Below are 22617 nucleotides of genomic sequence, written 5' to 3'. Positions count from 1 at the left end.
AACAAGCCGCAGCAGAGAGCTGGTAAGCATGATCGACATGGATCCTCGCACCGATCGCGATCGGAAATCTTTGAGGGGAATCATTCTGGAAAGGACATGCCCTTCCCGAGACATAGGTAACAGTTCATTCCGGACACATGGGTTACACAATTGGGCATTTTCGGGGGAGATCCGGAGATGCCATGGAAGGAGTGTAGCCCGATGGGTGAGCGCGTTCGTTTCGTGGCGAGGTTGCTGGACGGGGAGCAGATGGCGCCGTTGTGCAGGTCTTTCGGGATATCCCGAAAGACCGGCTACAAGATTTTCGAGCGCTACAAGCTGATGGGCCTGGCGGGCCTGAGCGATCGCTCGCGCCGGCCCTACCGGCAGGCGAACAAGCTGCCGTTCCAGATCGAAAGCCTGATTGTCGCGCAGAAGAAGGAGCAGCCCAGCTGGGCAGCGCCCAAGATCCGCGAGAAGCTGATCCGGCTTTATCCCGACCTCCAGGCGCCGGCGATCAGCACCGTGCATGCCGTGCTCGACCGCCACCGCCTGGTCGAGCGCCGCAAGGGGCGGCGGCGTCGGGCGCAGGGCACGGCGCTGGCCGCATCCCGGCAGCCGAACGATCTCTGGTGTGCGGACTACAAGGGCGAGTTCATGCTCGCCGACCGGCGCTATTGCTATCCGCTGACCATCACCGATCAGGAGAGCCGGTTCCTCATCGCTTGCGAGGCGCTGGGCTCGACGAAGGAAGCCCTGGCCTTCCCCGTCTTCGAGCGCGCCTTCCGGGAGTTCGGCCTGCCGCGCGCCATCCGCACCGACAATGGGGTGCCCTTTGCCAGCCCCAATGCCCTCTACAACCTCTCCCGGCTCTCGGTGTGGTGGCTGCGCCTCGGCATCGGGATCGAGCGCATCCGTCCTGGCCATCCCCAGCAGAACGGCCGCCACGAACGCATGCACCTGACCCTCAAGAGGGAAACCACCAAACCGGCGGGCGAGAACCTCCTGCAGCAGCAGGAGCGCTTCGACAAATTCGTGCGCTACTTCAATGCGGACAGACCCCACCAGGCCCTGGGCATGGCCCTGCCGGCCGAGTGCTATCGCTCAAGCCCGCGGGAATATCGCGGCCTGCCGGAAATCGAGTACGCCCTTCACGACAAAACCGTTACCGTCACCGAGTGCGGACGGATTTGCCTCAGGCGCAAGAAGGTGAACCTCTCTACCGTTTTTGCCGGCCAGAAGGTCGGCATCAAACAGGTCGACGACCGGCTCTGGCTCGCCAGCTTCATGACTTACGATCTGGGATATTTCGACGAGGAGAGCTGCCGGCTGGAGCCAATAGACAACCCATTCGGCCCGAGCCTGTTACCCATGTCTCGGGAATAATCCGTAACCCATGTGTCCGGAAAGGACCTGAAAAATTTGGTCGGAGCGGCAGGATTCGAACCTGCGACCTCTCGGCCCCCAGCCGAGTGCGCTACCAGCCTGCGCCACGCTCCGACCGGTCGGGGAAATGCCGTGCGACACGACACGCCCTATATACAAACCCGTCCTCGGCGGCGCAATGGCTGTGGCAACAGTTCGCCGCCGCAGAGGCGAATGATTTTCTCAACCTTGCCCGCCGCGCAGGGTGTCGCGAAGCGCCGACAGCTCGTTCAGCACCTCTTCGAGCGCGCGGCGGTCGCCGTTGGATAGCCCCTGCCCCGCTGCCGCCGCCTGGGATGACTGTGCCGTCCCCGCCTGCGCCGACGCCGGCTGCGCCTCGCCCGACACCGAGCCGGCAGGGGCGGATTTAGCCGTCGGGCCGCCGTTTGTCGCCGTCGTTTGCACCTGCCCCTCACGCAGGAGCTTCTGCACGCCCTTAATCGTGTAGCCGTCCGTATAGAGAAGGTCGCGAATCCGCCGCAGCAGCTCGATATCTTCCGGCCGGTAATAGCGGCGGCCGCCGCCGCGCTTCATCGGGCGGACTTGGCTGAACTTGGTTTCCCAGAATCGCAGAACGTGCTGCGGCACTTGAAGGTCGTCCGATACCTCGCTGATCGTGCGAAATGCTGCGGCTGACTTTTCGCCGGATCGGTTGCTTGCCATGGCAGCCCGGAGGTGGTGAACGCGTCTGGCGGCCGTGCCTAGCTAGCCTGACGTGCCGCCTTGAAAGCCTTGTTGATCCGATTCTTCAACACGTGCGATGCACGGAAAACCAGTACCTTGCGCGGCAAAATGGGCACTTCCTCGCCGGTCTTCGGGTTGCGCCCGACTCGCTGTCCCTTCTGGCGAACGGCGAAACTTCCGAACGAAGAGATCTTCACCGGCTCTCCCCGGACCAAGGCGTCGGAGATTTCGTCAAGAACCGATTCCACCAGGGTTGCCGATTCGTTACGGCTCAATCCCACTTCCTGATAGACGGCTTCCGACAGGTCGGCCCGGGTCACCGTGTCGTTCGACATAAGCCTCGCTCCTTCCCGCGCACAGGGTCAGCGAACGTTACCCCCTGCACGGGATGGCGTCAAACGTCCCGGGCCCGAGAGCCGCCAAGAATTTTCCTGCAAACAGAAGTATATGGCCGAAAACATTGACGCGCAGCATAAGGCGCATCGCCGCTACCAGCGGACGACGGCGGAGCCCCAGGTGAATCCGCCGCCCATCCCCTCCAGCACGACCAGATCGCCTTCCGTGATGCGTCCGTCCTCCACCGCCTCATAGAGGGCCAGCGGGATCGAGGCCGCCGAGGTATTGGCGTGCCGGTCCAGAGTAACGACCACGCGTTCCTGCGGCATGTTGAGGCGCCGGCCGATGGCGTCGATGATGCGCATGTTGGCCTGATGCGGGACCAGCCAGTCGATATCGCCCGGTGTCAGGTCGTTCGCGTCAAGCGCATCGTCGATGGCCTCGGACATACGCGTCACGGCATGGCGGAATACTTCCCGCCCCTGCATGCGAAGGTGGCCGACCGTCTGTGTGCTGGAAGGACCGCCGTCGACATAAAGGGCATCGTGGTGGCGACCATCGGAATAGAGGTGCGTGGACAACACACCGCGCGCGTCGGCCGCGCCGTTGACGTCCTTGGCCTCCAGCGCGACAGCGCCGGCGCCGTCGCCGAATAGCACACAGGTGGAGCGATCGTTCCAATCCAGGATACGCGAGAACGTCTCGGCACCGATCACGAGAACCCGGTTCGCCTGCCCGGCCTTGATGAAGTTGTCGGCAACCGCCAGCGCATAGACGAAGCCGCTGCAAACGGCCTGCACGTCGAAAGCCGCGCCCCGCGTCATTCCCAGGCGCGCCTGGATCATAGTGGCAGTGGCGGGAAAGGTCTCGTCAGGCGTGGCTGTCGCGCAGATCAACAGGTCAAGGTCATTCGCCGACAAACCCGCTTTCGCCAGCGCAACCTCCGCCGCATGCTGCCCCAAATCGGCCGTGGTTTCGCCCTCCGCGGCGATCCGCCGCTCGCGGATGCCCGTGCGCTGGACGATCCACTCGTCAGACGTATCGACCGTCCGGGCCAGTTCGGCATTCGTCATAACGCGTGCCGGCAAGTAACCGCCGCAGCCCGCGACTTGCGATCGCTTCATAATCACACCGCCGCTGCCCGCGCTTTTGGAGGATGGCGATTGATGCGTTCGAGATCGGTGCGGATCCGATCCAGGAAACCGTGGCGCGCCATGTCGACGGCCACGCCGATGGCATTGGCGAAACCGACCGCATCCGTTCCGCCGTGACTCTTCACGGTAATTCCGTTGAGACCCAGGAAAATGGCCCCGTTGTAGCGCCGCGGATCGGTCCGCTTGCGCATCTTCTCGATCGCCCGGCGAGCCAGCAGATAGCCGAGTTGCGCAAAGATGGAACTCTTGAATGTGCGCCGAAGATAAGTGCTGACCAGCTTCGCTGTGCCTTCCGCTGTCTTCAACGCCACGTTGCCGGTGAATCCGTCGGTGACGATGACGTCGACCGTGCCGTTGGCGATGTCGTCGCCCTCGATGAAGCCGTGGAAACGTCCAGGCATCTCAACCTCGTTGAGCTGCGCCCGTGCATTCCATAGCGCCTCGTGCCCCTTGCGCTCCTCCGAACCGACATTCAGCAGGCCCGTCGTCGGCTCCAGCGTCCCCAGCACGGTGCGCGAGAAGGCGTTGCCCATGACCGCGAAGTCCACCAGGTTCTGCGCATCGCAATGCACGTTGGCGCCAAGGTCCAGCATCACGGATTCGCCGCGCAGCGTCGGAAAGAAAGATGCGATCGCCGGTCGGTCGATGCCCGGCAGCGTTTTCAGCAGCATCTTGGCCATCGCCATCAGGGCGCCGGTGTTCCCGGCCGAGACGCAGCCGTTCGCGCGCCCGTCGCGCACCGCCTCGATCGCGCGGCGCATCGAGGAGTCGCGCGCGCTGCGCAGGGCGACGGACGGCTTTTCGGCGTCGCTGACCACGTCCTCGCAATGCACCAGCGTGGTCACCTGCTTCAGGCGCTTCATCCGGTCGAGCATCGGCCCGACCTCGCTCTCGCGGCCGAACAGCACGAAGTCGACGTTCGGGAACCGCTTACGCGCCATGTTGGCGCCGCGCAGGACCATGCGTGGAGCCTGATCCCCGCCCATCGCATCCAGAGCAATTGTCAGACGACCGCTCACGAAGGTCCTGCTCCGCTTCTCAAATCCGCATTACCTTCGGTCTGGCACCACGAGTCACTGCCGGCACGACCTTCCCTGGTCAAGCCGGTCATGGACTTGGATGCGACCGAAACGGCCATGCTCGTGCTGCAACGGTATGCGCGCCGGAAGCCACAAGCAATCCAACGCACCACCGCCACGATGCCCGCGTTAGCCCTCGTCCTTGGGCTCAATGACCTCGCGCCCCCGGTACATGCCGGTCTTGAGGTCGATGTGATGCGGCCGGCGGTATTCGCCGCTGTCCTGGTCGACGACATAGGCCGGCGCGTTGAGCGCGTCGTGCGCCCGCCGCTGGTCGCGCCGCGACTTCGATACTTTTTTCTTCGGAACGGCCATGACTGGCTCCTCTTTCGTCCATCCACGCTCTACGCTGGGGCCGCTTCATAAAGGAAATAACCGCCAGCGACAAGGCCGCCCGCACGCGGAACTGCCCTGCGATTTGCAGCCCCGTGCACCATTGGCCGTAAACCCATTATCCATTCTTGAGATGCTTCAGCGCCGCAAAGGGCGTATCCCCCTCCTCGTCGCCGCCGACACCTTCCCCGGCGTCCTTCGTGCCCGGACCGAACGATGCCCCTTCGAAGCTAACACCCGGTTTACGCGGATAGGGATCCAGCGCCAGGGCCAGCTGCTCCGCTACGATCTCGCCAAGGTCGAGGAAATCGGCATCCAGCGGTTCGGGCGTGTCCTCATCCTCGGGCGAGACGAAGACCTCGCCCTCCTCGCGATCCGGCTCCAGCGTATAGAGCTGGACGAAATCGTCCTCCACATGCGCCGCGAAGGGCTCCAGGGAAACCACGCAGGTCTGCCGCACATCGGCAGTAACGTGCCCCTCCACGCGGATCAACGGCCCACCCGCCGGTCGGCGCACACGCAGATGACCGCTCAGCGCCTCGATTCCCAGCAACCCGAAACGCTCCGCCAGCGCCGCGTTCTCGGCTTGCGTGGCGGTCAGATCCGCTTCGACATCGCCGGCGGCCAGCCTGTCCAGGCGAAGCTTCCGGGAAAACTCGACGGTGCCGCCCGGTATTGCGGTCATGACGAGCCCTCATTCCGTGCGCGTGGAAAGTCGCGGAATATAAGTAAACGGCTATATCCGGTCAACGTCTCTCACGACTCGGATGCACTTTGCGTCGCCGGCTCCGCAAAACGCACCTGGCCAGCGGCAATATGCCGAAGGTCCTGTCCGCGAAGGATATCGGCCTGGCGGCGCATATAGCCGCTCATCGCGGCAACGGCGGCCGAGCCCGGATCGTCCACCGTTCCGTAGAGATTGCGCCGGACCGCCTCCTCCAGACGGCCGTTTTCCGCCGCGAGACCGGCGTCGTAGGCGGCAATCCGGCCGTAAAACGCCTGCGCCATCTTCTTGACGCGAGGGCCGACACCAAGGTCTCCCGCCCCCATCTCGCGAAGCGAACGATCCATGTCTGCGAACATGGTATCGAAAAGCGCCTGCGCAAGCTCATCCGTCTGCTCGCGCTGATCCTTGAGGCGGTGAAGGATCAGAAAAACATGCAGCGAGATCAGCTCAAACCGGCCGTCCAATGTATCGGGAATGTGGAATCCGCGGTAGAAAACAGGCTCTCGCGCCTGCCGCACCGCCGCCTCGTAGAGTCGGCTTGCGGCTTCTGGATGCGGGTTTCGGCGACCAAACAAACGTTGCAGCATTCAGGTGACAGGCCGGATTTCGTTGGAACGGAAGGCGGCCGTTTCGGCCAACGCTCTTGAAATGGGCAGCTTTTGAAGGTTAATCAAGACGACATCCTAGGCAAGTCGGTGCGGGAATGGACGCAGCCATGAATATACGGTGCTCGCGGTTTCGCAAAAGCGCTCGTGCGCTCCTCTTCGCCGGGGCCGCCAGCGTCGCCCTGGCCGGCTGCGACACGCCGGTCCAAGTGCGCGGTCATATGCCGGACGAAGACACGGTATCCCAGGTGAAGACGGGCCAGCACAGCCGTAGCGACGTCGCCGGCATGCTGGGCTCTCCCTCGGCCGTCTCCACGTTCGAGGACGATACCTGGTACTACGTCGGAAGCAAGACCAAGAAGTTCGCTTTCTTCGAGCCCGAGGTGCTTGAACGCAAGGTACTGGTCGTATCCTTCGGCGACGGCGACGTGGTTCAGGAAACCCGGCGCTATACGCTGAAGGACGGACGCGCCATCGATCCGGTAAACCGCGTTACGCCAACCGAGGGTAAGGACCTTACCTTTCTGCAGCAACTTCTCGGTAACCTCGGCCGATTCAACGCTGACTCGGCGGGCCCGGGAACCGTTGGGGGCAGCGCACCGGTCCCAGGCGGATAACTGGGCCGCCCTTCAAGGTTTGGCGGCTTTGGCCGCGCGCAGGCAAAGAAAAGCGCCCCGGAGACAATCTCCGGGGCGCAGTGGTTTGCAGCTATTGCTGTTCCAAAAGGCGCTAGGCAGCCAGCGTCGCCAGAAGCAGCAGGGCCACGATGTTGGTGATCTTGATCATCGGGTTGACGGCCGGACCCGCGGTATCCTTGTAGGGATCGCCCACGGTATCGCCGGTCACCGCGGCCTTGTGCGCCTCGGAGCCCTTGCCGCCAAAATTGCCGTCCTCGATGTACTTCTTGGCGTTGTCCCAGGCACCGCCGCCCGCGGTCATCGAGATCGCCACGAACAGGCCGGTGACGATCACGCCCAGAAGCATCGCGCCGACCGCCGAAAGGGCGGACCCCATGCCGGCGATCGCCCAGATCACCAGAAACAGTGCGATCGGCGAGAGCACCGGCAGCATTGACGGGATCACCATCTCCTTGATGGCCGCCTTGGTGAGTAGGTCGACACAACGGCTGTAGTCGGGCCGGCCGGTGCCGTCCATGATGCCCTTGATCTCCTTGAATTGGCGGCGCACTTCGCGCACCACCGCCCCGGAGGCCCGGCCAACGGCCGTCATGCCCATGGAACCGAAGAGATACGGCAGCAGTCCGCCAATCAGCAGGCCTACAACCACGTAGGGGTTCGACAGGGAGAAGTTAACCGAACCCTCGGCCACGCTGATCGTCCCCTGCGCCATGAAGTGCTCGAGGTCGGCCGTATAGGCCGTGAAAAGCACGAGCGCGCCCAAGCCGGCGGAGCCGATGGCATAGCCCTTGGTCACCGCCTTCGTGGTATTGCCGACGGCGTCGAGGGCATCGGTCGTCTTGCGGACGTTCTCGTCCAGTTCCGCCATCTCCGCGATGCCGCCGGCGTTATCGGTGACCGGGCCATAAGCATCGAGCGCCACGACCAGGCCCGCCAGCGCCAGCATGGTGGTGACGGCGATAGCGATACCGAACAGACCCGCCAGCAGATAGGTGATTATGATCCCCGCCGAGATGATCAGCGCCGGTACGGCCGTCGACTCGAGCGAGATCGCGAGGCCCTGAATGATATTGGTGGCGTGCCCGGTTTCCGAGGCCTTTGCAATGGAGCGCACGGGGCGATACTCGGTGCCGGTGTAGTACTCCGTCACCCAGATGATGGCGCCGGTGATGGCAAGGCCGACCACGCCGCAGAGATAGAGGTCGAAGCCAGTGAAGCTGTCACCCGCCACCGTCCAGGTCGAGTCGAGGCCGATGATCCATTCCGTCACCGGAACCAGCAGGATGAGCGAGAGCACCGCGCAGGCGATGAAGCCCTTGTAGAGCGCACCCATGATGTTCTGGCTCTTGCCCAGACGCACGAAGAAGGTGCCGATTACCGAGGTGATAATGCAGGTGCCGCCGATAGCCAGCGGATACAGCAGCATCGCGCCCGCGTTGCCCATGGCGCCGAAGTAGATCGAAGCCAGAACCATGGTCGCGACAACGGTGACGGCATAGGTCTCGAACAGGTCGGCGGCCATGCCGGCACAGTCGCCCACATTGTCGCCTACGTTGTCGGCGATGGTTGCCGGGTTGCGCGGATCGTCCTCGGGAATGCCGGCCTCGATCTTGCCGACGAGGTCGGCGCCGACATCCGCGCCCTTGGTGAAGATGCCACCGCCAAGACGGGCGAAGATCGAGATCAACGATGCGCCGAAGCCCAGCGCGACCAGCGGATCGACGATGCCGCGGCCGCTGGCGCCGATGCCCAGCAGCACCGCGTAGTAACCGGCCACCGCCAGCAGCGCCAGGCCCGCGACCAGCAGGCCGGTGACCGCGCCCGCTTTGAAGGCCACGCGCAGACCGGCATCAAGGCTGGTACTGGCCGCCTGGGCAGTACGGACGTTGGCGCGCACAGAGACGTTCATGCCGATGTAGCCCGCCGCGGCGGACAGGACTGCGCCGATGACGAAACCGATCGCCACCTTGATTCCAAGCACCAGGCCGATGATGACGGCTATGACGATACCGACGATACCGATGGTGCTGTACTGACGGTTCAGATAGGCACTCGCGCCCTCCTGCACCGCACCCGCGATCTCCTGCATCCGCTGGGTGCCCGCGTCGGCCGACAGGACCGAACGCGATGCCCAGACGCCGTAGAGGACCGCCAGAACGCCACAGGCGAGGACGAACAGCAGTTCGATCGACATTGGTTCCCCTCGTAAATCTTAGATCGTCCGGGCGGGCCCCGCTGGCCGCCCGTGATAAAGTGACTAACCGTTAGGTCGATTGCCGCGATTTCCGCGCTGCGGAAGTGCGCGCGGAACATGGCACAAGGGTCTTGTCAAGGCAACCTGGCAGTTACTCGGCCGCCGCTCTCTCTTCCTCGGCGTCAGTTGAGCGGGCAAGCATCACCACTGCGAGCAGCACCAGCACCACCGGCACCACGATGGCCACGTTCACCGCCGCCCACCCCAGCCGGTCGAAGATCCAGCCCGAGCCCAGCGACGTCACGGCCACCGTTGCGAAGACCAGGACGTCGTTGAGCGCCTGCACCTTCGCCTTTTCGCCTTCCGCGTGAAGCTGCGTCACCCAGGTCGTCCCGCCCACGAACATGAAGTTCCACCCCACGCCCAGAAGCACGAGCGCGCCGGCGAACTGCACAATCTCCTGCCCTGACAGGTTCGCCGCGACGCAGGCCAGCATGAAGAGCGCGCCGGTCGCCACGATTGCGCGCACGCCGAAACGCTGGATCAGGTGGCCGGTGAAGAAGGCGGGCGCGTACATGGCGAAGACGTGCCATTGGATCACGAATGCCGCGCTGCCGAAGGAATGGCCACAGTCCAGCATCGCCGGCGGAGTGACGCTCATGATCAGGTTCATGGCGCCATAGGCGACCATGCCGCAAGCGATTGCCAGCACCAGCGACGGGTGCCGCAGGAGCGCGCCGAGCCGCCGACCGCCGAGGGCACGCTCGGCCGGGCGCGGCTTCGGCAAGCGGGCGAACTGCACCAGCACGACCTGGACGCCGCACAGCACGGCCACGACGAGATAGCCGCCGGCAAAATCAATCGGCGCGAACAGGTCCTTCGACCAATTGGCGAGCTGCGGCCCCATGATCGCGGCCAGCACACCGCCCGCCATGACGAGGGATATCGCACGGCTGCGGTGCTCATCGGCGGCGTTGTCCGCGGCGGCGAAGCGGTAATACATCGCGTGCGCCAGGAAGGCGCCGGTTAGAACGGTGGCAAGACAATACAGATTGAAGCTGTCAACGAGGATCGCCTGCATGCCAAGCAGGCCGGCGACAACCCCGATTGCCGCCCCCAGGGTGAAGCCGGCACGGCGGCCGAATCGCTTCATGAAATACGACGCCGGTGTCGTTGTCGCCATCAGGCCCAAAAACTGTAGGGCCAGCGGTAAAGTCGCCAGACCACGATCCGGCGCCAGCGTCTGGCCGACAAGTGCGGTGACGGCGATCACCAGCGCACTGCAGGTCATCGCCAGCGCCTGGCAGGCGGCAAGGACGCCGACGGTCCGAATCATCGCGCGCGGAAGCATGGCCGCACACTAGGCCAGATCACGGCGCGCGCAAACCTTCCACGCCTGCGGCATACTGTGCACTGGCGTTATCAACTCCCGGCCGCTGTCCGCCGATGCCCGACGGACTGGACGTAAAGCGCATTGACCCTGCGGCCCAGGACCTTCCGGGCGGCGCCCAGCAGACGCTTCTTCACGAAGGCAAGGTTGTCTTCCCGCTCCCGCACGAACTCCAGGGCGTAGAGCGCGTGCAGCTCGCTTAGCAGGGCATCGCGAAGCCGGGGACGAACGGCGGCGACGCTCGCCTGCGGTGTCTTGCCCTGAACTTCCAACGATACCACCACTGTCATCAGCCGGCCGACCTGACCCTCGTGCATCACGGGAAAGGAGATTGGTTTCAGCTCCACGAACGCCGACTGCGCAGGCTCGGAAGCCTCCTTGCCCTCGGCCGCCTCGGCGCCCCCCAGGAAGGGAACCGGCTCGCCGCGCACTCCGAACCACCAGGTCCCAGCACCGCCGCCACCCAGCAAAAGTAGTCCAAGGATCAGCAGCAGGACGCGCAAAACCGGCTCCGGACTTCTGCCTCGCGAAACTCGCGCTCAATCTGCGCTGTGATCGTAAAGCCCCCGTTAACCCGCGACTGGTGCGGTTTAGAAGTGCGTCCAGCCACCGGGCCCTAACTCCATCGCCTCGCCGTCCGCGCCGCGCACGATGACCCCGCCGGCACCAGCCAGGACGCCAATCCGGGTCAACGGCAGGTCCAGTTCCACGGCCAGCTTGCCGACCTCGCCCGCCAGCCTTTCGGGAACCGTGAACATGAGTTCATAGTCGTCGCCCCCCGTCAACGCGGTCACCAGGCAACCGGCATCCGACTCGACAAGCCGCTGCACGGCTGCGGACAGCGGAACATCGACCGCGTCGATCTCCGCGCCGACGCCGGAGGATGCGCAGATGTGACCGAGATCGGCGGCCAGCCCGTCCGAGACATCGATGGCGGCACTGGCGAGGCCGCGTTCAAGCAGCTCGCGACCCAGCGCCATACGTGGCCGCGGCAGACGATAACGATCGACCAGGCGTTCTCGGTCCGACTCCATCTCCACGGTCCGTCGCCCCTGCAGGATTTCAAGGCCCAGCGCTGAATCGCCAATCGTGCCGGAAACGAAAACGATATCGCCCAGCTTCGCGCCGCCGCGGCGAAGCGCGCGGCCCGCCGGTACGCGACCGACTGCCGTCAGGGACAAAGTCGTCGGCCCGGGCGTCGAAGTGGTATCGCCGCCCAGCAAGCCGACTGCATAGGTATCCTGATCGCTCGCCAGCCCCTGCGCAAACCCCTCGATCCAGGCCTCGTCCACGGTTGCCGGCAGGGTGAACGACAGCAGATAGCCCAGTGGCCGCGCCCCCATCGCCGCCAAATCGGAAAGATTCACTCGCAGCAGCTTGCGTGCCACCTGATCCGGCGGATCGTCGGAAAGAAAATGCACGCCCGACACGATGGTATCGGTCGTGAAGACCAGATCTTCGCCCGCTGGCGGGGACAGAACGGCGGCATCGTCACCAAGCCCGAGCGCACCCGGGGTGCCCTCGGCCAGCGGTGCGAAATAGCGGGCAATGATCTCGAACTCGCCAAGCATAGCCGGCCCACCGTCCTCGCCGGTTAAAGGCCCTCGCCCTGGCCCGAGTCGAACTCTTCCTCGCGCAGGCTGTGGCCCAGCCGGTCCAGCACGCCGTTCACCATTGCCGGCTCCTTGCCGTCGAAGAAGGCCCGTGCCAGCTCGACGTACTCATTGATCACCGCGCGCGCGGGCACGCTCGGGCGTTCCGCCAGCTCGTAGACACCGCAAGCCAGGATCAAGCGCAGCAACCGCTCCAGCCGGTCCAGCGGCCAGTCCTCGTCAAGCACCGCGGCGACCATGTCCTCCAACTCCTCGCGGCGCGCGGAAACGCCATTCACCAGCTCGCCGAACAGCGAGCGGTCGATCTTGCCAAGGCGTACGCCGTCGATCTCCTCATCCAGCCGATGCTGCAGGAACTCCAGGATCACGGATTGCGGCGAAACCTTCCCGAGATCGACTTGATACAGCGCCTGCACGGCGGCCAGCCGCGCCTGACGGCGGCGGTCAAGCTTCGGGGCGTCCGGCGATGGCGAAGCGGCGGCGGTCATGCCTTCTCCTAGCTCCTAGCGCGGGAACATGTAGAATTGGCGCTTGATATCGAGCATGCGCAGGCAGGCGCCCGCGGCCTCGCCGCCCTTGTTCTTCCGATCGACGGCCGCCCGCGCCCACGCCTGATCGTAGTCCTCGCAGGTCAGGATGCCGTAGCCGATCGCCAGTGAATACTGCAGCGCGAGATCCTGCAGGCCGCGCGCGGATTCCTGGCAGACGTAGTCATAGTGCGTGGTCTCGCCGCGAATCACGCAGCCCAGCGCCACATATCCGTCCGGGCGCTGGCGACCGGCGAAGAAGTCCAGCGAACGCACGGATATCTTGATCGCCGCCGGAATCTCGAAGGCGCCGGGCACCTGGATCGTCTCGTAGGACGCACCGGCACGGTCCAGCGCATCCGTCGCGCCCTTGTGAAGCTGCTCGCCGATATCCTCGTAATAACGAGCCTCGACAATAAGGATATGTGGCCGATGTTGCGGCGTCTGCATCTTGTTAATTGTCCTTGATCGGCAAGACGTCGTGGTGCGGGATCGGGCGCTCCTCCACGATGGAGAGGCCATAGCCCTCTTCCAGTCCGACCACGGTGCGATGGCTGTTCGACAGCAAGATCATATCCTTGACGCCGAGGTCCAGAAGAATCTGAGCGCCGACACCATAGTCCCGCAACTCGCCGCCGCCGTTGGCATGGCCAAGCTTCGCCTTCAGGCGATCCGACAGCGAGGTTGGCGACGGCTCGCGAATCAGAACGACCACGCCGCGTCCCGCCTCGCCGATCATCCGCATCGCCGATTGCAGCTCGCCAACCTTGCCGCTGGCCGAATCGCCCAGGACATCGTCGAGGACGTTCAGCGCGTGCATGCGCACCAGAACAGGGCCGTCGGCCGTCGGATCGCCCTTCCAAAGCGCGATATGCTCGGCATATGCCACGGTATTCACGTAAACAGCCATGTTGAAGCGGCCGCCGAAGACGCTGTCGATCTCGGCCTCGAGCTGCCGCTCGATGATTCGGTCGCACCGTCGGCGATAGGCGATCAGGTCAGCGATCGTCGCCATCTTCAGGCCGTGGCGCTGAGCGAAGGCGACCAGATCGTCGCGCCGAGCCATCGTACCGTCGTCGTTCATCACCTCGCAGATGACACCGGCAGGGGTCAGCCCGGCAAGCCGGGCAATATCGACGGCGGCCTCGGTGTGGCCCGCGCGGACGAGTACGCCGCCGTCGCGGGCCGCCAGCGGGAAGACATGGCCGGGCGAAACGATGTCGCTCGCACCCTTTGCCTGATCGATGGCGGTCGCGATGGTGTGCGCGCGATCGGGGGCGGAAATTCCGGTGCTGATGCCTTCGCGCGCCTCGATCGACACGGTGAAGGCGGTCGAGTGCCGTGCCTCGTTCTTCCTAGCCATCATCGGAAGGCCCAACTCGCGCACCCGCTCCCCGGTCAGCGCAAGGCAGATAAGGCCGCGCCCGTACTTCGCCATGAAGTTGATGGCCTCGGGCGTCGCCATCTGCGCGGGAATGACGAGGTCGCCCTCGTTCTCCCGGTCCTCGTCATCGACAAGGATGAACATACGACCATTGCGGGCGTCTTGTATGACGTCCTCGATGGGCGACTTCATCTCGTTGAAGGTCATCCTGACGAGCGGGTCCATAGCGCCTCCGAGAGGCGCGCAACGTAGCGCGCCAGCATGTCGATTTCCAGGTTGACGCAATCGCCGGGCCGCCGCTCGCCGAACGTGGTCACCTGCGCGGTATGGGGAATGATGTTGACGCCGAAGCGGGCTCCCTCGACCTCGTTCACAGTCAGCGAGACACCATCCAGGGCAACCGAACCCTTCGGCGCGATCATGGGCGCAAGCGCCTCGGGCGCCTCGAAGACGAAACGCCAGGAATCGCCGTCGGCTGTCCGCTCGACGATACGGGCGACACCGTCGACATGGCCATAAACCAGGTGGCCGCCCAGTTCGTCGCCCAGATGCAGCGAACGCTCCAGATTGACGGGCATGCCGACGTCCCACGTTCCCAGAGTTGTCTTGGACAGTGATTCCGCGGAGACGTCGACGGCGAACCAGCCTGCCCCCTTCTCAACCACGGTCAGGCAGCAGCCCGAGCACGCGATCGACGCCCCCATGTCGACGGTCTGCGTGTCGTAGGCGGTGTCGAAAACGAAGCGCGCGTCGCCGCCGCCGGCGGGCGGGCGGGTGACCTCGCGCACACGTCCAAGGTCGGTGATGATTCCCGTAAACATCCTGATGCTCGGTTCAGACCGCGCGGCGGTAGCTTTCCATGACGTCGGGCCCCAGGCGCATCGCGCCGTCAGGGGCAAACGTAGGGGCGCGGGCCAGCTCCTCCAAGCCGAAACCGGCCAAGGCCGGTATACCGTCGCCCCCGATGACCTTCCCGGCGCGGAACCACGCCAGCCGATCCACAAGGTCGGCCCGCAGCAGCCCCGCCGCCAACATGCCTCCGCCCTCGGCCAACACGCGGGTCAGGCCGCGCGCGGCCAGCTCATGCAGGATCGCACTAAGCGACAGGCCACCCTCGGCATCGGTCTCGACCGCGGCAACCTCTACGCCGGCCTCCTTGAAGGCGTGGCGTCGCTGCTTCGGTGCGTCCGCCCGGGTTATAAGGAGCGTCGGATGTGCCCGCGCCGCCGTCACCAGGTTATGCGTTAGCGGCAGACGAAGGCGACCGTCCAGGACCACGCGCAACGGCTTGCGGTTCTCCAACCCCGGCAAACGGACATCCAGCCGCGGATCGTCCGCCACGGCGGTGCCGCCGCCGACCATGACGGCATCGTGCTCCGCGCGCATCAGATGCACGCGCGAGCGCGACAGCGCGCCGGTGATCCAACGGCTCTCCCCACTTCGCGTGGCGATTCGACCGTCCAGCGTCGTCGCCAGCTTCAGCGTGACCATCGGCCGGTTAAGGCGGCGGTGGAGTAGATAGCCTGCATTCACCTCCGCCGCCTGCTCTGCCATGACGCCCCGTGTGACCTCTATCCCCGCGGCGCAAAGCCGGTCCAGCCCATGGCCGGCCACACGAGGGTCAGGATCCTCCAGCGCGACGACACAACGAGCGATCCCGGCCTCGACCAGCGCATCGGCGCAGGGCGGCGTCCGCCCGTGATGGCTGCACGGCTCCAGCGTGACATAGGCCGTCGCCCCTTTTGCCGCCTCGCCCGCACGGGCCAGTGCCTCGGTCTCGGCATGCGGACGGCCGCCCGGCTGCGTCCAGCCACGCCCGACCGCCCGCCCGTCCTTCACCAGGACGCAGCCAACGGCCGGGTTAGGCGCGACGCGACCGAGCCCGCGCCGGGCAAGGCCCAGCGCGGCCCGCATCCAGCCGCTGTCTTCCGGGTCAGGCGTGCTCGTCGCCAAGGGTGCCAATGAAGGTTTCGAAATCGCGCGCTTCGTGGAAGTTCTTGTAGACGGAGGCAAAGCGCACATAGGCGACCTGATCCAGTGTGGCCAGGGCGTCCATCACCATCTCGCCAATCAGTTGCGAGGGAATGTCGCTTTCCCCCGAGCTTTCCAGCCGACGAACAATCCCGTTGACCACACGCTCCAGGCGTTCCGGGTCGACCGGCCGCTTACGCAGCGCGATCGTCATGGAGCGCAGCAGCTTGTCGCGGTCAAAGGGCTCGCGCTTATCGTTGCCCTTGACCACGGTCAGCTCGCGCAACTGAACCCGCTCGAAGGTGGTGAACCGAGCACCGCAGTTCGGACAGTGCCGCCGCCGACGGATCGCCTGATTGTCGTCCGTCGGCCGCGAATCCTTTACCTGCGTGTCTTCATTACTGCAGAACGGACAGCGCATACCCTCTCGATCCCGGAACGGCGGGCATGACGCCCGCCTCTCCTACTCGTTGTAGATCGGGAAGCGCTGGCACAGCGCCAGCACCTCCGCCTTGATCTCCCGCTCCACGGCGGAATTGTCGTCCGGATTGTCGCGCAGCCCGTCCAGGGTCTTCGCGATCAGGTCCGCCACATAGCGGAACTCCTCGACCCCGAAACCGCGGGTCGTGGCCGCCGGCGTTCCCAGGCGAATGCCCGACGTCACGGTCGGCTTTTCGGGATCGAACGGCACGCCGTTCTTGTTGCAGGTGATGCCCGCGCGATCCAGCGTTTCCTCGGCCGCCTTGCCGGTCAGGCCCTTGGGCCGCAGGTCGACCAGCATCAGATGCGTGTCGGTGCCGCCGGTGACGATGTCCAGGTCGTGCTCCTTCAGGCGTTCGGCCAGGGCTTTCGCGTTGTCGACGACGTCCTGCGCGTAGGTCCGGAACTCCGGCTTCAGGGCCTCGCCGAAGCCGGCGGCCTTGCCAGCGATCATGTGCATCAGCGGGCCGCCCTGCAGCCCCGGGAACAGGGCCGAGTTGACCTTCTTCGCAATGTCCGGATCGTTGGTCAGCACCATGCCGCCACGTGCGCAACGAAGGGTCTTGTGCGTCGTCGTCGTCACGACATGCGCGTGATCGAGCGGATTCGGATGCACACCACCAGCCACCAGGCCGGCGAAGTGCGCCATGTCGACCTGGAAGATCGCGCCGACTTCATCGGCGATCTGCCGGAAGCGCGCGAAGTCGAGGAAGCGCGGATAGGCCGAGCCGCCGGCGATGATAACGCGGGGGCGATGCTCCTTCGCCAGGCGCTCCAGCTCGTCGAAGTCGACCTGGCCGTCCTCGCGCCGGACGCCGTACTGGACAGCATTGAACCACTTCCCCGAAAGGTTGGGCGCGGCGCCGTGGGTCAGATGGCCGCCGGCTGACAGCGACATGCCCAGCAGCGTGTCGCCGGGCTTTGCCAGGGCCAGCAGCACCGTCTGGTTCGCCTGCGCGCCGGAATGCGGCTGCACGTTGGCGAACTGGCATCCGAACAGCTCCTTCGCCCGTTCGATCGCCAGGTTCTCGGCGATGTCGACGAACTCGCAGCCGCCGTAGTAGCGCCGGCCCGGATAGCCCTCCGCATACTTGTTCGTCAGCACCGAGCCCATCGCCTCAAGCACCGCCTTGGAGACGATATTCTCCGATGCGATCAGCTCGATCTGGTTCTGCTGGCGTCCCAGTTCCTTCGAGATCGCCTCCGCCAGGGCGGGATCGCTCTCGCTCAACTTGGCGGAAAAGAAATCGTTCGCACGCTTTTCGTAGTTCGGGGCAGCCTGTCCAGCGGTCATTCTTCCAGATCCGTTCTACTGTATTGGGGGGTGTCCCGCGTCACCCAAGCTTGGCGACGCGCTTTTCGTGGCGTCCGCCCTCGAAGGCGGTTTCGAGAAACGCCTTCAGGCAGTCCTTCGCGACCTCTCTGCCGATCAGGCGGGCACCGAGCGCCAGGACGTTGGCGTCGTTGTGCAGCCTTGCAAGCCGGGTCGAGGTCACGTCGTGACACAAGGCCGCCCGCACCTTCGGCACGCGGTTAGCCGCCATCGAAATGCCGATCCCGGTGCCGCAGACGACAACGCCGCGATCCGAGCGTCCCTCGGAGACGGCCTCGGCCAGCTTGTAGCCGTAATCGGGATAGTCCACCGATCCGGCCCCATCGGTTCCGAGATCCAGCACCTGATAGCCGAGGCGTTCCAACTCCTCGCCAAGCAGTTGCTTGAGCTCGTAACCCGCGTGATCGCTTGCGATTGCAATGGGTTTGTCTGGCATTTCCGGCGTTTGTCGACCTTAACAGCGTAAACGGTGCGCGGACGCTACCACATGTCGATTACCCGTAAAAGGCCGGCACTAGGTTTCGCTTGCCCGTTGACGGCGGATTCTCGGCACGCAGCGACAACACTGTCGAAACCAACTGAAACTTTCGCCTCGCCAAATGAGTGATGGCTTCGATGCTTTCACAATTTATATAAATCGAATAAAGAACGGCGTTAATAGAATTGACACTATGGAACAAGATTGTATTCTAAGACAACGAATGACCAGGGAGGCGCTGGAGTACAAACATGAACCAAATAAATTCTGACACTGAAATGCCGGACCTGCTACGCCTGACTGCCGAGGTCGTGGCTGCTTATGTACGCAACAATCCCGTTCCGGCCACCGAACTTTCGGGCGTCATCAATATGGTTCACGGCTCGTTGCGTCAGTTGCAGAACGGTGCGCCCAGCGAACCGCCGCGGCCGGCGGTTCCGATCAAGAAGTCGGTGCAGCCGGACTATTTGGTTTGTCTGGAGGACGGCAAGAAGCTCAAGATGCTGAAGCGTCACCTGCGCACCGCCTATGGCATGACGCCAGAGGACTACCGGGCGAAGTGGGGCCTCTCCCCCGACTATCCGATGGTGGCGCCGAATTACGCCAAGCAACGCTCTCAGTTCGCGAAGAAGATCGGTCTCGGCCGCAAGACCCGCAAGCGCGGCTCGCGCTGAATCCCGCCGCCGCTCAACGGCGGCGGCGACCCGCGCGACGTCGCAACATATCCCGACACATTTTTCCCACCCAAACTGTCGCGTAAGATGTTTGGGACGCTTATGTTAGCATTGTTCCGCCCGGCGGGGGCCGGGTGCGAGATGTCCTTCGTCGCGTCATGCGGCGGAGAGGGAGGCAAACGAACCGCAAGGGGTTTCGCAATGATCAATGGACTGACGCGTATTGCGTTCGCCGGCGCTCTGGCGGGCGCGATGGCGGCCAGCGGCAGCGCTGCCGCGCAGGATGTGAAGATCGGGGCGTTGTTCCCGATGACTGGTGATCTGCAGGCATATGGCGGCAGCTCCGCCAACGGCATCCGTCTGGCTGTCGAGGAGATCAACGCGGCCAGCGGCGTGCTTGGCGAAGAGCTGGCTTTCGCCATCGGCGATACGCAGACGACGCCGCAGGCCGGCGTGGACGCAGCCAATAAGCTGGTTTCCATCGAGAACGTCGCCGGCATCGTCGGCGCCATGTCGTCGGGCGTCAGCATCCCCGTCGCGCGGTCGGTGTCCAGCCAGAAGGGCGTGCCGCAGATCTCGAACGCGTCCACCTCGCCGGTCATCACCGACCTGGACGACAACGGCTACATGTTCCGTACCGTGCCCTCCGACGCGCTGCAGGGCATCGTGCTGGGCAACCTCGCTTACGACGAGGGTTATCGCACTGTTTCCGTCGTCTACGTCAACAATGCTTATGGCGAGGGTCTGGCCAACGAGTTCACGAAGCAGTTCGAGAAGCGCGGCGGCAAGGTCGCGGCATCCCTGCCCTACGAGAAGGGCAAGGCATCCTATCGCGGCGAGCTTGGCCAGGCGGCCAAGGGTGGCGCCGAGGCGCTGGCCCTGATTGGCTATCCGGAGAATGGCACGACCATCCTGCGGCAGGCGCTGGAGGAAGGCCACTTCAATAAGTTCATCTTCACCGACGGCATGAAGGCGCCTGAGGTGGCGAAGAACATCGGCGGCGGCTATCTCGACGATGCCATCGGCACTGCCCCCTCGGCGCCGGAAGGCACGATGGCCAAGGAGCACTTCGGCAACGCCTATGAGGCAAAGTTCGGCGAACTGCCGCCGAAGCCGTTCATCGACACCGCCTACGACGCCGTCTACCTGCTGGCGCTGGCGATGGAGAAGGCCGGCTCCACCGATGGCGAAGCGATCCGAGACGCCCTCAACGAGGTCGCCAACCCGCCGGGCATGAAAGTCGGCCCGGGCGAGTTCGCCAAGGCGAAGGACGCCATCGCTAACGGTGAGGACGTGAACTACGAGGGCGTGGCCGGCTCGCTCGACTTCGACGGGAACGGCGACGTGCCGGGTACTTTCGAAGTCTGGTCCTTCGACGGCGCCGACATCGAGACCATCAAGATGGTCGAGTCGGAGCTTTAAGCCGCTCGTAGACCGGCGAACGACAACACCATTAACCTGAATACGCGCGCCCGCGGCCAAGACCGCGGGCGCTTTCTTTTGCCCGGCTGCTCTTTGATGCCCGGTTGCTCTTTGAGAACCGACAGATACGACATGCGGGCCGGTCGCGTCGGAAGTTCCCCTCAGTCCACTTAGCTAGCGGACAGCTCGCGACTCTTCCTTGCGTCTCCGCGGCGGGGGAGGCAGGCCGCTGTCAGGCAGCCAGAGGGGATGATCGGCCGCCGCGCCCTACGGACGGCGAAAACGGCAACCCGCCGGCGCTACTCTCCAGCGCTGCTACGTGCGCCCGAGGCGCCGCGGTCCTCCGCCAGCTTATCGCGGCGGGCTTCCCTGCGGATCATGCGCATGCGCTCGCCCGCCTCGCTCAGCAGCCCCTCGGGACGGGTCACCAGGATCACCTCCAGCAGCACACCGATCAGCAGAACGCGCAGGGCGCCAGCCCGCGTTGTGAGGTCGGCCGGCAGCATGCCCGTTATGATCTCGGTGCCGGACCAGATCGCCCAGATCGCCACGGCCCCCAGCAGCGCACCCTTGTTGTTGCCGCTGCCCCCGGCGATCAGCATCACCCACACCAGGAAGGTCGCCAGCATCGGCTTAAAGGCGTCGGGGCTGATGAACGAGATGAAGTGCGCATAGAGCGCGCCCGCGAAGCCCATCACGCAACAGCCGAGAACGAACGCCTGCAGGCGGAAGTTGACCACGTCCTTGCCGGCGGCCAGCGTCGTGTCCTCGTTCTCGCGGATGCCGCGCAGAACGCGCCCCCAGGCCGACGTCCGCGCCTTTTCCAGGCCGATGAAAAGCACGCCCAGAAGGATCAGCAGCATGATCAGGAAGGCCAGCTCGTACTGGCCGCCCAACATCTCGTCGAACGGTCGGGGAATGCCCGGCATGCCGCGCACGCCACCGGTAATCTCGGTCTCGTTCTTCAACGCGAGACGAACGATCTCGGCAATGCCGATCGTGGCAATGGCCAGATAGTCGGCGCGTAGCTTGAGCGTGATGATGCCCACGAAGAACGCCATGATGCCCGAAACGACAATGGCGCCCACCATGCCGACCGGTATCGGCAGCGCAAAGCCGCCAAGATGCGCGTCGGTGGGCGGCGTCGTCAGGATACCGCTTGTGTAGGCCCCGATCGCGAAGAAGGCCGCAACGCCGATGTTGAACAGGCCGGTCATCCCCCACTGGACGTTCAGGCCCAGGGTCAGGATGCCGTAGATGCCGACCAGCGACAGCGAGAAGACCGCATATTCCAGGATGCCGCCCATCTTACACCTTCCTACCGGCAAACAGGCCCGTCGGCCGGACGATAAGCATCAGGACCATCAGTGCGAAGGCCACGGCCGGCTTGTAGGACGGCGATATTACGGTCGTCGAATACTCCTGCGCCAGCCCGATTGCGAGCCCGCCGATGATAGCGCCATAGGGCCGCCCGATACCGCCCAGGATCGCGGCGGCGAATACCGGCAGCAGGATGCGCCAGCCCATCACCGGGTGCAGGCGCGTATCCATGCCAAGGAAGATGCCCGCGGCCGCCGCCAGCCCGCCACCAATGATCCAGGTCCAGATGATTATGGAGTTCACCCGGATCCCCGTCACCTGCGCCAGATCGGCGTTGTCGCTCATCGCCCGCATGGCCTTGCCCACCTTGGTCTTCTGCAGGAACAGGTGCAGCGCCACGACAAGCAGGATCGTCCCGCCGACGATGATCAGGTGATCCGGCTTGATGTTCACGCCGGCAAAGCGATAGGGGAACTGGATACCGGTCGCGTAGACCTGATTGCTGGGCCCCCAGATCAACTGGATGGCACTGCGCAGGATCAGGGCGACACCGACCGAAGAAATCAGCAGGATGACCGGCGCCACCCTACGCAAACGCCGGTATAGCACCTGATCGATGGCCACGGCCGCCAGGGCCGTGCCGGCCACGCCGACGGGCAATGCCACCAGGACGGGCGCACCCATCGTCGTGACCAGCACGAACGCCAGATAGGCGCCAAGCGTGATCAAGTCCCCGTGCGCGAAGTGCGGAAACCGCAGGATTCCATACACCAGGGACAAGCCGATCGCCCCGAGGGAGATGATGCTCCCCAGAACGATGCCGTAGACCGTGAGCTGTAGAAACTCCGCCATTGCCGTGTCCCACCCAAGC

At 64.6% G+C, this 22617-nt stretch carries 25 protein-coding genes and 1 tRNA gene; 4 read left to right on the top strand and 22 right to left on the bottom strand.

Annotated elements, in window-relative coordinates:
• The first annotated feature begins 177 nt into the window (after positions 1-177).
• Positions 178-1365, top strand: a complete 1188-nt coding sequence (locus DRB17_RS01085; RefSeq protein WP_161958659.1) for an integrase core domain-containing protein — start codon at positions 178-180, stop codon at positions 1363-1365.
• A 37-nt stretch (positions 1366-1402) separates the two neighbouring features.
• Here DRB17_RS01085 and DRB17_RS01080 read toward each other — a convergent pair.
• The 8 genes from DRB17_RS01080 to DRB17_RS01045 all read right to left on the bottom strand — a co-directional run bounded on the left by DRB17_RS01080 (position 1403) and on the right by DRB17_RS01045 (position 6235).
• Positions 1403-1479 (bottom strand) — tRNA-Pro (locus tag DRB17_RS01080).
• Positions 1480-1587: 108 nt separating this feature from the next.
• Entirely contained in the window at positions 1588-2067 is a 480-nt protein-coding gene (locus tag DRB17_RS01075; RefSeq protein WP_114580309.1) for a MerR family transcriptional regulator, read from the bottom strand.
• Between the two features lie 38 nt (positions 2068-2105).
• Entirely contained in the window at positions 2106-2423 is a 318-nt protein-coding gene (locus tag DRB17_RS01070) for an integration host factor subunit alpha (RefSeq protein ID WP_114580308.1), read from the bottom strand.
• Positions 2424-2576: 153 nt separating this feature from the next.
• The gene (locus tag DRB17_RS01065; protein WP_114580463.1) at positions 2577-3551 is read right to left on the bottom strand and encodes a beta-ketoacyl-ACP synthase III; all 975 of its coding nucleotides are present in this window, start codon (positions 3549-3551) and stop codon (positions 2577-2579) included.
• Positions 3551-4597, bottom strand: coding sequence for a phosphate acyltransferase PlsX (gene plsX, locus DRB17_RS01060; RefSeq protein ID WP_114580307.1), 1047 nt, complete (start codon positions 4595-4597; stop codon positions 3551-3553). Before plsX ends, DRB17_RS01065 begins: the two co-directional genes overlap by 1 nt.
• 189 nt (positions 4598-4786) lie before the next feature.
• Positions 4787-4972 (bottom strand): 50S ribosomal protein L32, encoded by a 186-nt coding sequence (rpmF, locus tag DRB17_RS01055; protein ID WP_114580306.1) that lies wholly within the window; start codon positions 4970-4972, stop codon positions 4787-4789.
• A gap of 136 nt (positions 4973-5108) precedes the next feature.
• Complete coding sequence (locus tag DRB17_RS01050; protein ID WP_114580305.1) at positions 5109-5675, bottom strand: YceD family protein; 567 nt, start codon at positions 5673-5675, stop codon at positions 5109-5111.
• 71 nt (positions 5676-5746) lie between these two features.
• Positions 5747-6235 carry a ubiquinol-cytochrome C chaperone family protein gene (locus DRB17_RS01045; protein ID WP_241503702.1) on the bottom strand — a complete coding sequence of 163 codons (489 nt, stop codon included), beginning with the start codon at positions 6233-6235 and terminating at the stop codon, positions 5747-5749.
• 197 nt (positions 6236-6432) lie between these two features.
• Here DRB17_RS01045 and DRB17_RS01040 point away from each other — a divergent pair, with 197 nt between their 5' ends.
• Positions 6433-6939 (top strand): outer membrane protein assembly factor BamE, encoded by a 507-nt coding sequence (locus tag DRB17_RS01040; RefSeq protein WP_161958658.1) that lies wholly within the window; start codon positions 6433-6435, stop codon positions 6937-6939.
• A gap of 112 nt (positions 6940-7051) precedes the next feature.
• On the opposite strand, the gene DRB17_RS01035 is transcribed toward DRB17_RS01040, so the two are convergent.
• From DRB17_RS01035 to rpiB, 12 genes are all read right to left on the bottom strand, one after another.
• Positions 7052-9154, bottom strand: a complete 2103-nt coding sequence (locus DRB17_RS01035; protein WP_114580302.1) for a sodium-translocating pyrophosphatase — start codon at positions 9152-9154, stop codon at positions 7052-7054.
• Between the two features lie 151 nt (positions 9155-9305).
• Entirely contained in the window at positions 9306-10490 is a 1185-nt protein-coding gene (locus tag DRB17_RS01030; protein WP_241503701.1) for an MFS transporter, read from the bottom strand.
• Between the two features lie 86 nt (positions 10491-10576).
• Positions 10577-11047, bottom strand: a complete 471-nt coding sequence (locus DRB17_RS01025; RefSeq protein ID WP_114580300.1) for a flagellar basal body-associated FliL family protein — start codon at positions 11045-11047, stop codon at positions 10577-10579.
• Positions 11048-11134: 87 nt separating this feature from the next.
• On the bottom strand, positions 11135-12115 hold the full coding sequence (gene thiL, locus DRB17_RS01020) for a thiamine-phosphate kinase (protein ID WP_114580299.1): 981 nt from the start codon (positions 12113-12115) through the stop codon (positions 11135-11137).
• Between the two features lie 23 nt (positions 12116-12138).
• A complete protein-coding gene (nusB, locus tag DRB17_RS01015) occupies positions 12139-12645 on the bottom strand; it encodes a transcription antitermination factor NusB (protein WP_114580298.1) in 507 nt (168 codons plus the stop codon).
• Positions 12646-12660: 15 nt separating this feature from the next.
• The gene (locus DRB17_RS01010) at positions 12661-13134 is read right to left on the bottom strand and encodes a 6,7-dimethyl-8-ribityllumazine synthase (protein WP_114580297.1); all 474 of its coding nucleotides are present in this window, start codon (positions 13132-13134) and stop codon (positions 12661-12663) included.
• Positions 13135-13138: 4 nt separating this feature from the next.
• The gene (ribB, locus tag DRB17_RS01005; protein ID WP_241503700.1) at positions 13139-14293 is read right to left on the bottom strand and encodes a 3,4-dihydroxy-2-butanone-4-phosphate synthase; all 1155 of its coding nucleotides are present in this window, start codon (positions 14291-14293) and stop codon (positions 13139-13141) included.
• Positions 14272-14889 (bottom strand): riboflavin synthase, encoded by a 618-nt coding sequence (locus DRB17_RS01000; RefSeq protein ID WP_114580295.1) that lies wholly within the window; start codon positions 14887-14889, stop codon positions 14272-14274. Before DRB17_RS01000 ends, ribB begins: the two co-directional genes overlap by 22 nt.
• Positions 14890-14902: 13 nt before the next feature.
• A complete protein-coding gene (gene ribD, locus DRB17_RS00995) occupies positions 14903-15982 on the bottom strand; it encodes a bifunctional diaminohydroxyphosphoribosylaminopyrimidine deaminase/5-amino-6-(5-phosphoribosylamino)uracil reductase RibD (RefSeq protein ID WP_114580462.1) in 1080 nt (359 codons plus the stop codon).
• A 19-nt stretch (positions 15983-16001) separates the two neighbouring features.
• On the bottom strand, positions 16002-16460 hold the full coding sequence (gene nrdR, locus DRB17_RS00990) for a transcriptional regulator NrdR (protein WP_114580294.1): 459 nt from the start codon (positions 16458-16460) through the stop codon (positions 16002-16004).
• A 42-nt stretch (positions 16461-16502) separates the two neighbouring features.
• On the bottom strand, positions 16503-17813 hold the full coding sequence (glyA, locus tag DRB17_RS00985; protein WP_114580293.1) for a serine hydroxymethyltransferase: 1311 nt from the start codon (positions 17811-17813) through the stop codon (positions 16503-16505).
• A gap of 40 nt (positions 17814-17853) precedes the next feature.
• Complete coding sequence (gene rpiB / locus DRB17_RS00980; RefSeq protein WP_114580292.1) at positions 17854-18288, bottom strand: ribose 5-phosphate isomerase B; 435 nt, start codon at positions 18286-18288, stop codon at positions 17854-17856.
• A 293-nt stretch (positions 18289-18581) separates the two neighbouring features.
• Between rpiB and DRB17_RS00975 the strand changes: the two genes are divergently transcribed.
• Both DRB17_RS00975 and DRB17_RS00970 read left to right on the top strand, forming a co-directional pair.
• Entirely contained in the window at positions 18582-19004 is a 423-nt protein-coding gene (locus DRB17_RS00975) for a Ros/MucR family transcriptional regulator (RefSeq protein ID WP_114580291.1), read from the top strand.
• A gap of 201 nt (positions 19005-19205) precedes the next feature.
• Positions 19206-20426, top strand: coding sequence for an ABC transporter substrate-binding protein (locus DRB17_RS00970; RefSeq protein ID WP_114580290.1), 1221 nt, complete (start codon positions 19206-19208; stop codon positions 20424-20426).
• 299 nt (positions 20427-20725) lie between these two features.
• Here the strand turns inward: DRB17_RS00970 and DRB17_RS00965 are convergent, their stop codons facing one another.
• Both DRB17_RS00965 and DRB17_RS00960 read right to left on the bottom strand, forming a co-directional pair.
• Positions 20726-21733 carry a branched-chain amino acid ABC transporter permease gene (locus DRB17_RS00965; RefSeq protein ID WP_193725713.1) on the bottom strand — a complete coding sequence of 336 codons (1008 nt, stop codon included), beginning with the start codon at positions 21731-21733 and terminating at the stop codon, positions 20726-20728.
• 1 nt (position 21734) lies between these two features.
• Positions 21735-22598, bottom strand: coding sequence for a branched-chain amino acid ABC transporter permease (locus DRB17_RS00960; RefSeq protein WP_114580289.1), 864 nt, complete (start codon positions 22596-22598; stop codon positions 21735-21737).
• Positions 22599-22617 lie beyond the last annotated feature (19 nt).

This window comes from Ferruginivarius sediminum, from assembly GCF_003344765.1.
GTDB classification, from domain to species: domain Bacteria; phylum Pseudomonadota; class Alphaproteobacteria; order Kiloniellales; family Rhodovibrionaceae; genus Ferruginivarius; species Ferruginivarius sediminum.
Note: the sequence above shows the minus strand (reverse complement) of the source record. Positions and strands in the feature narration are given on the sequence as shown.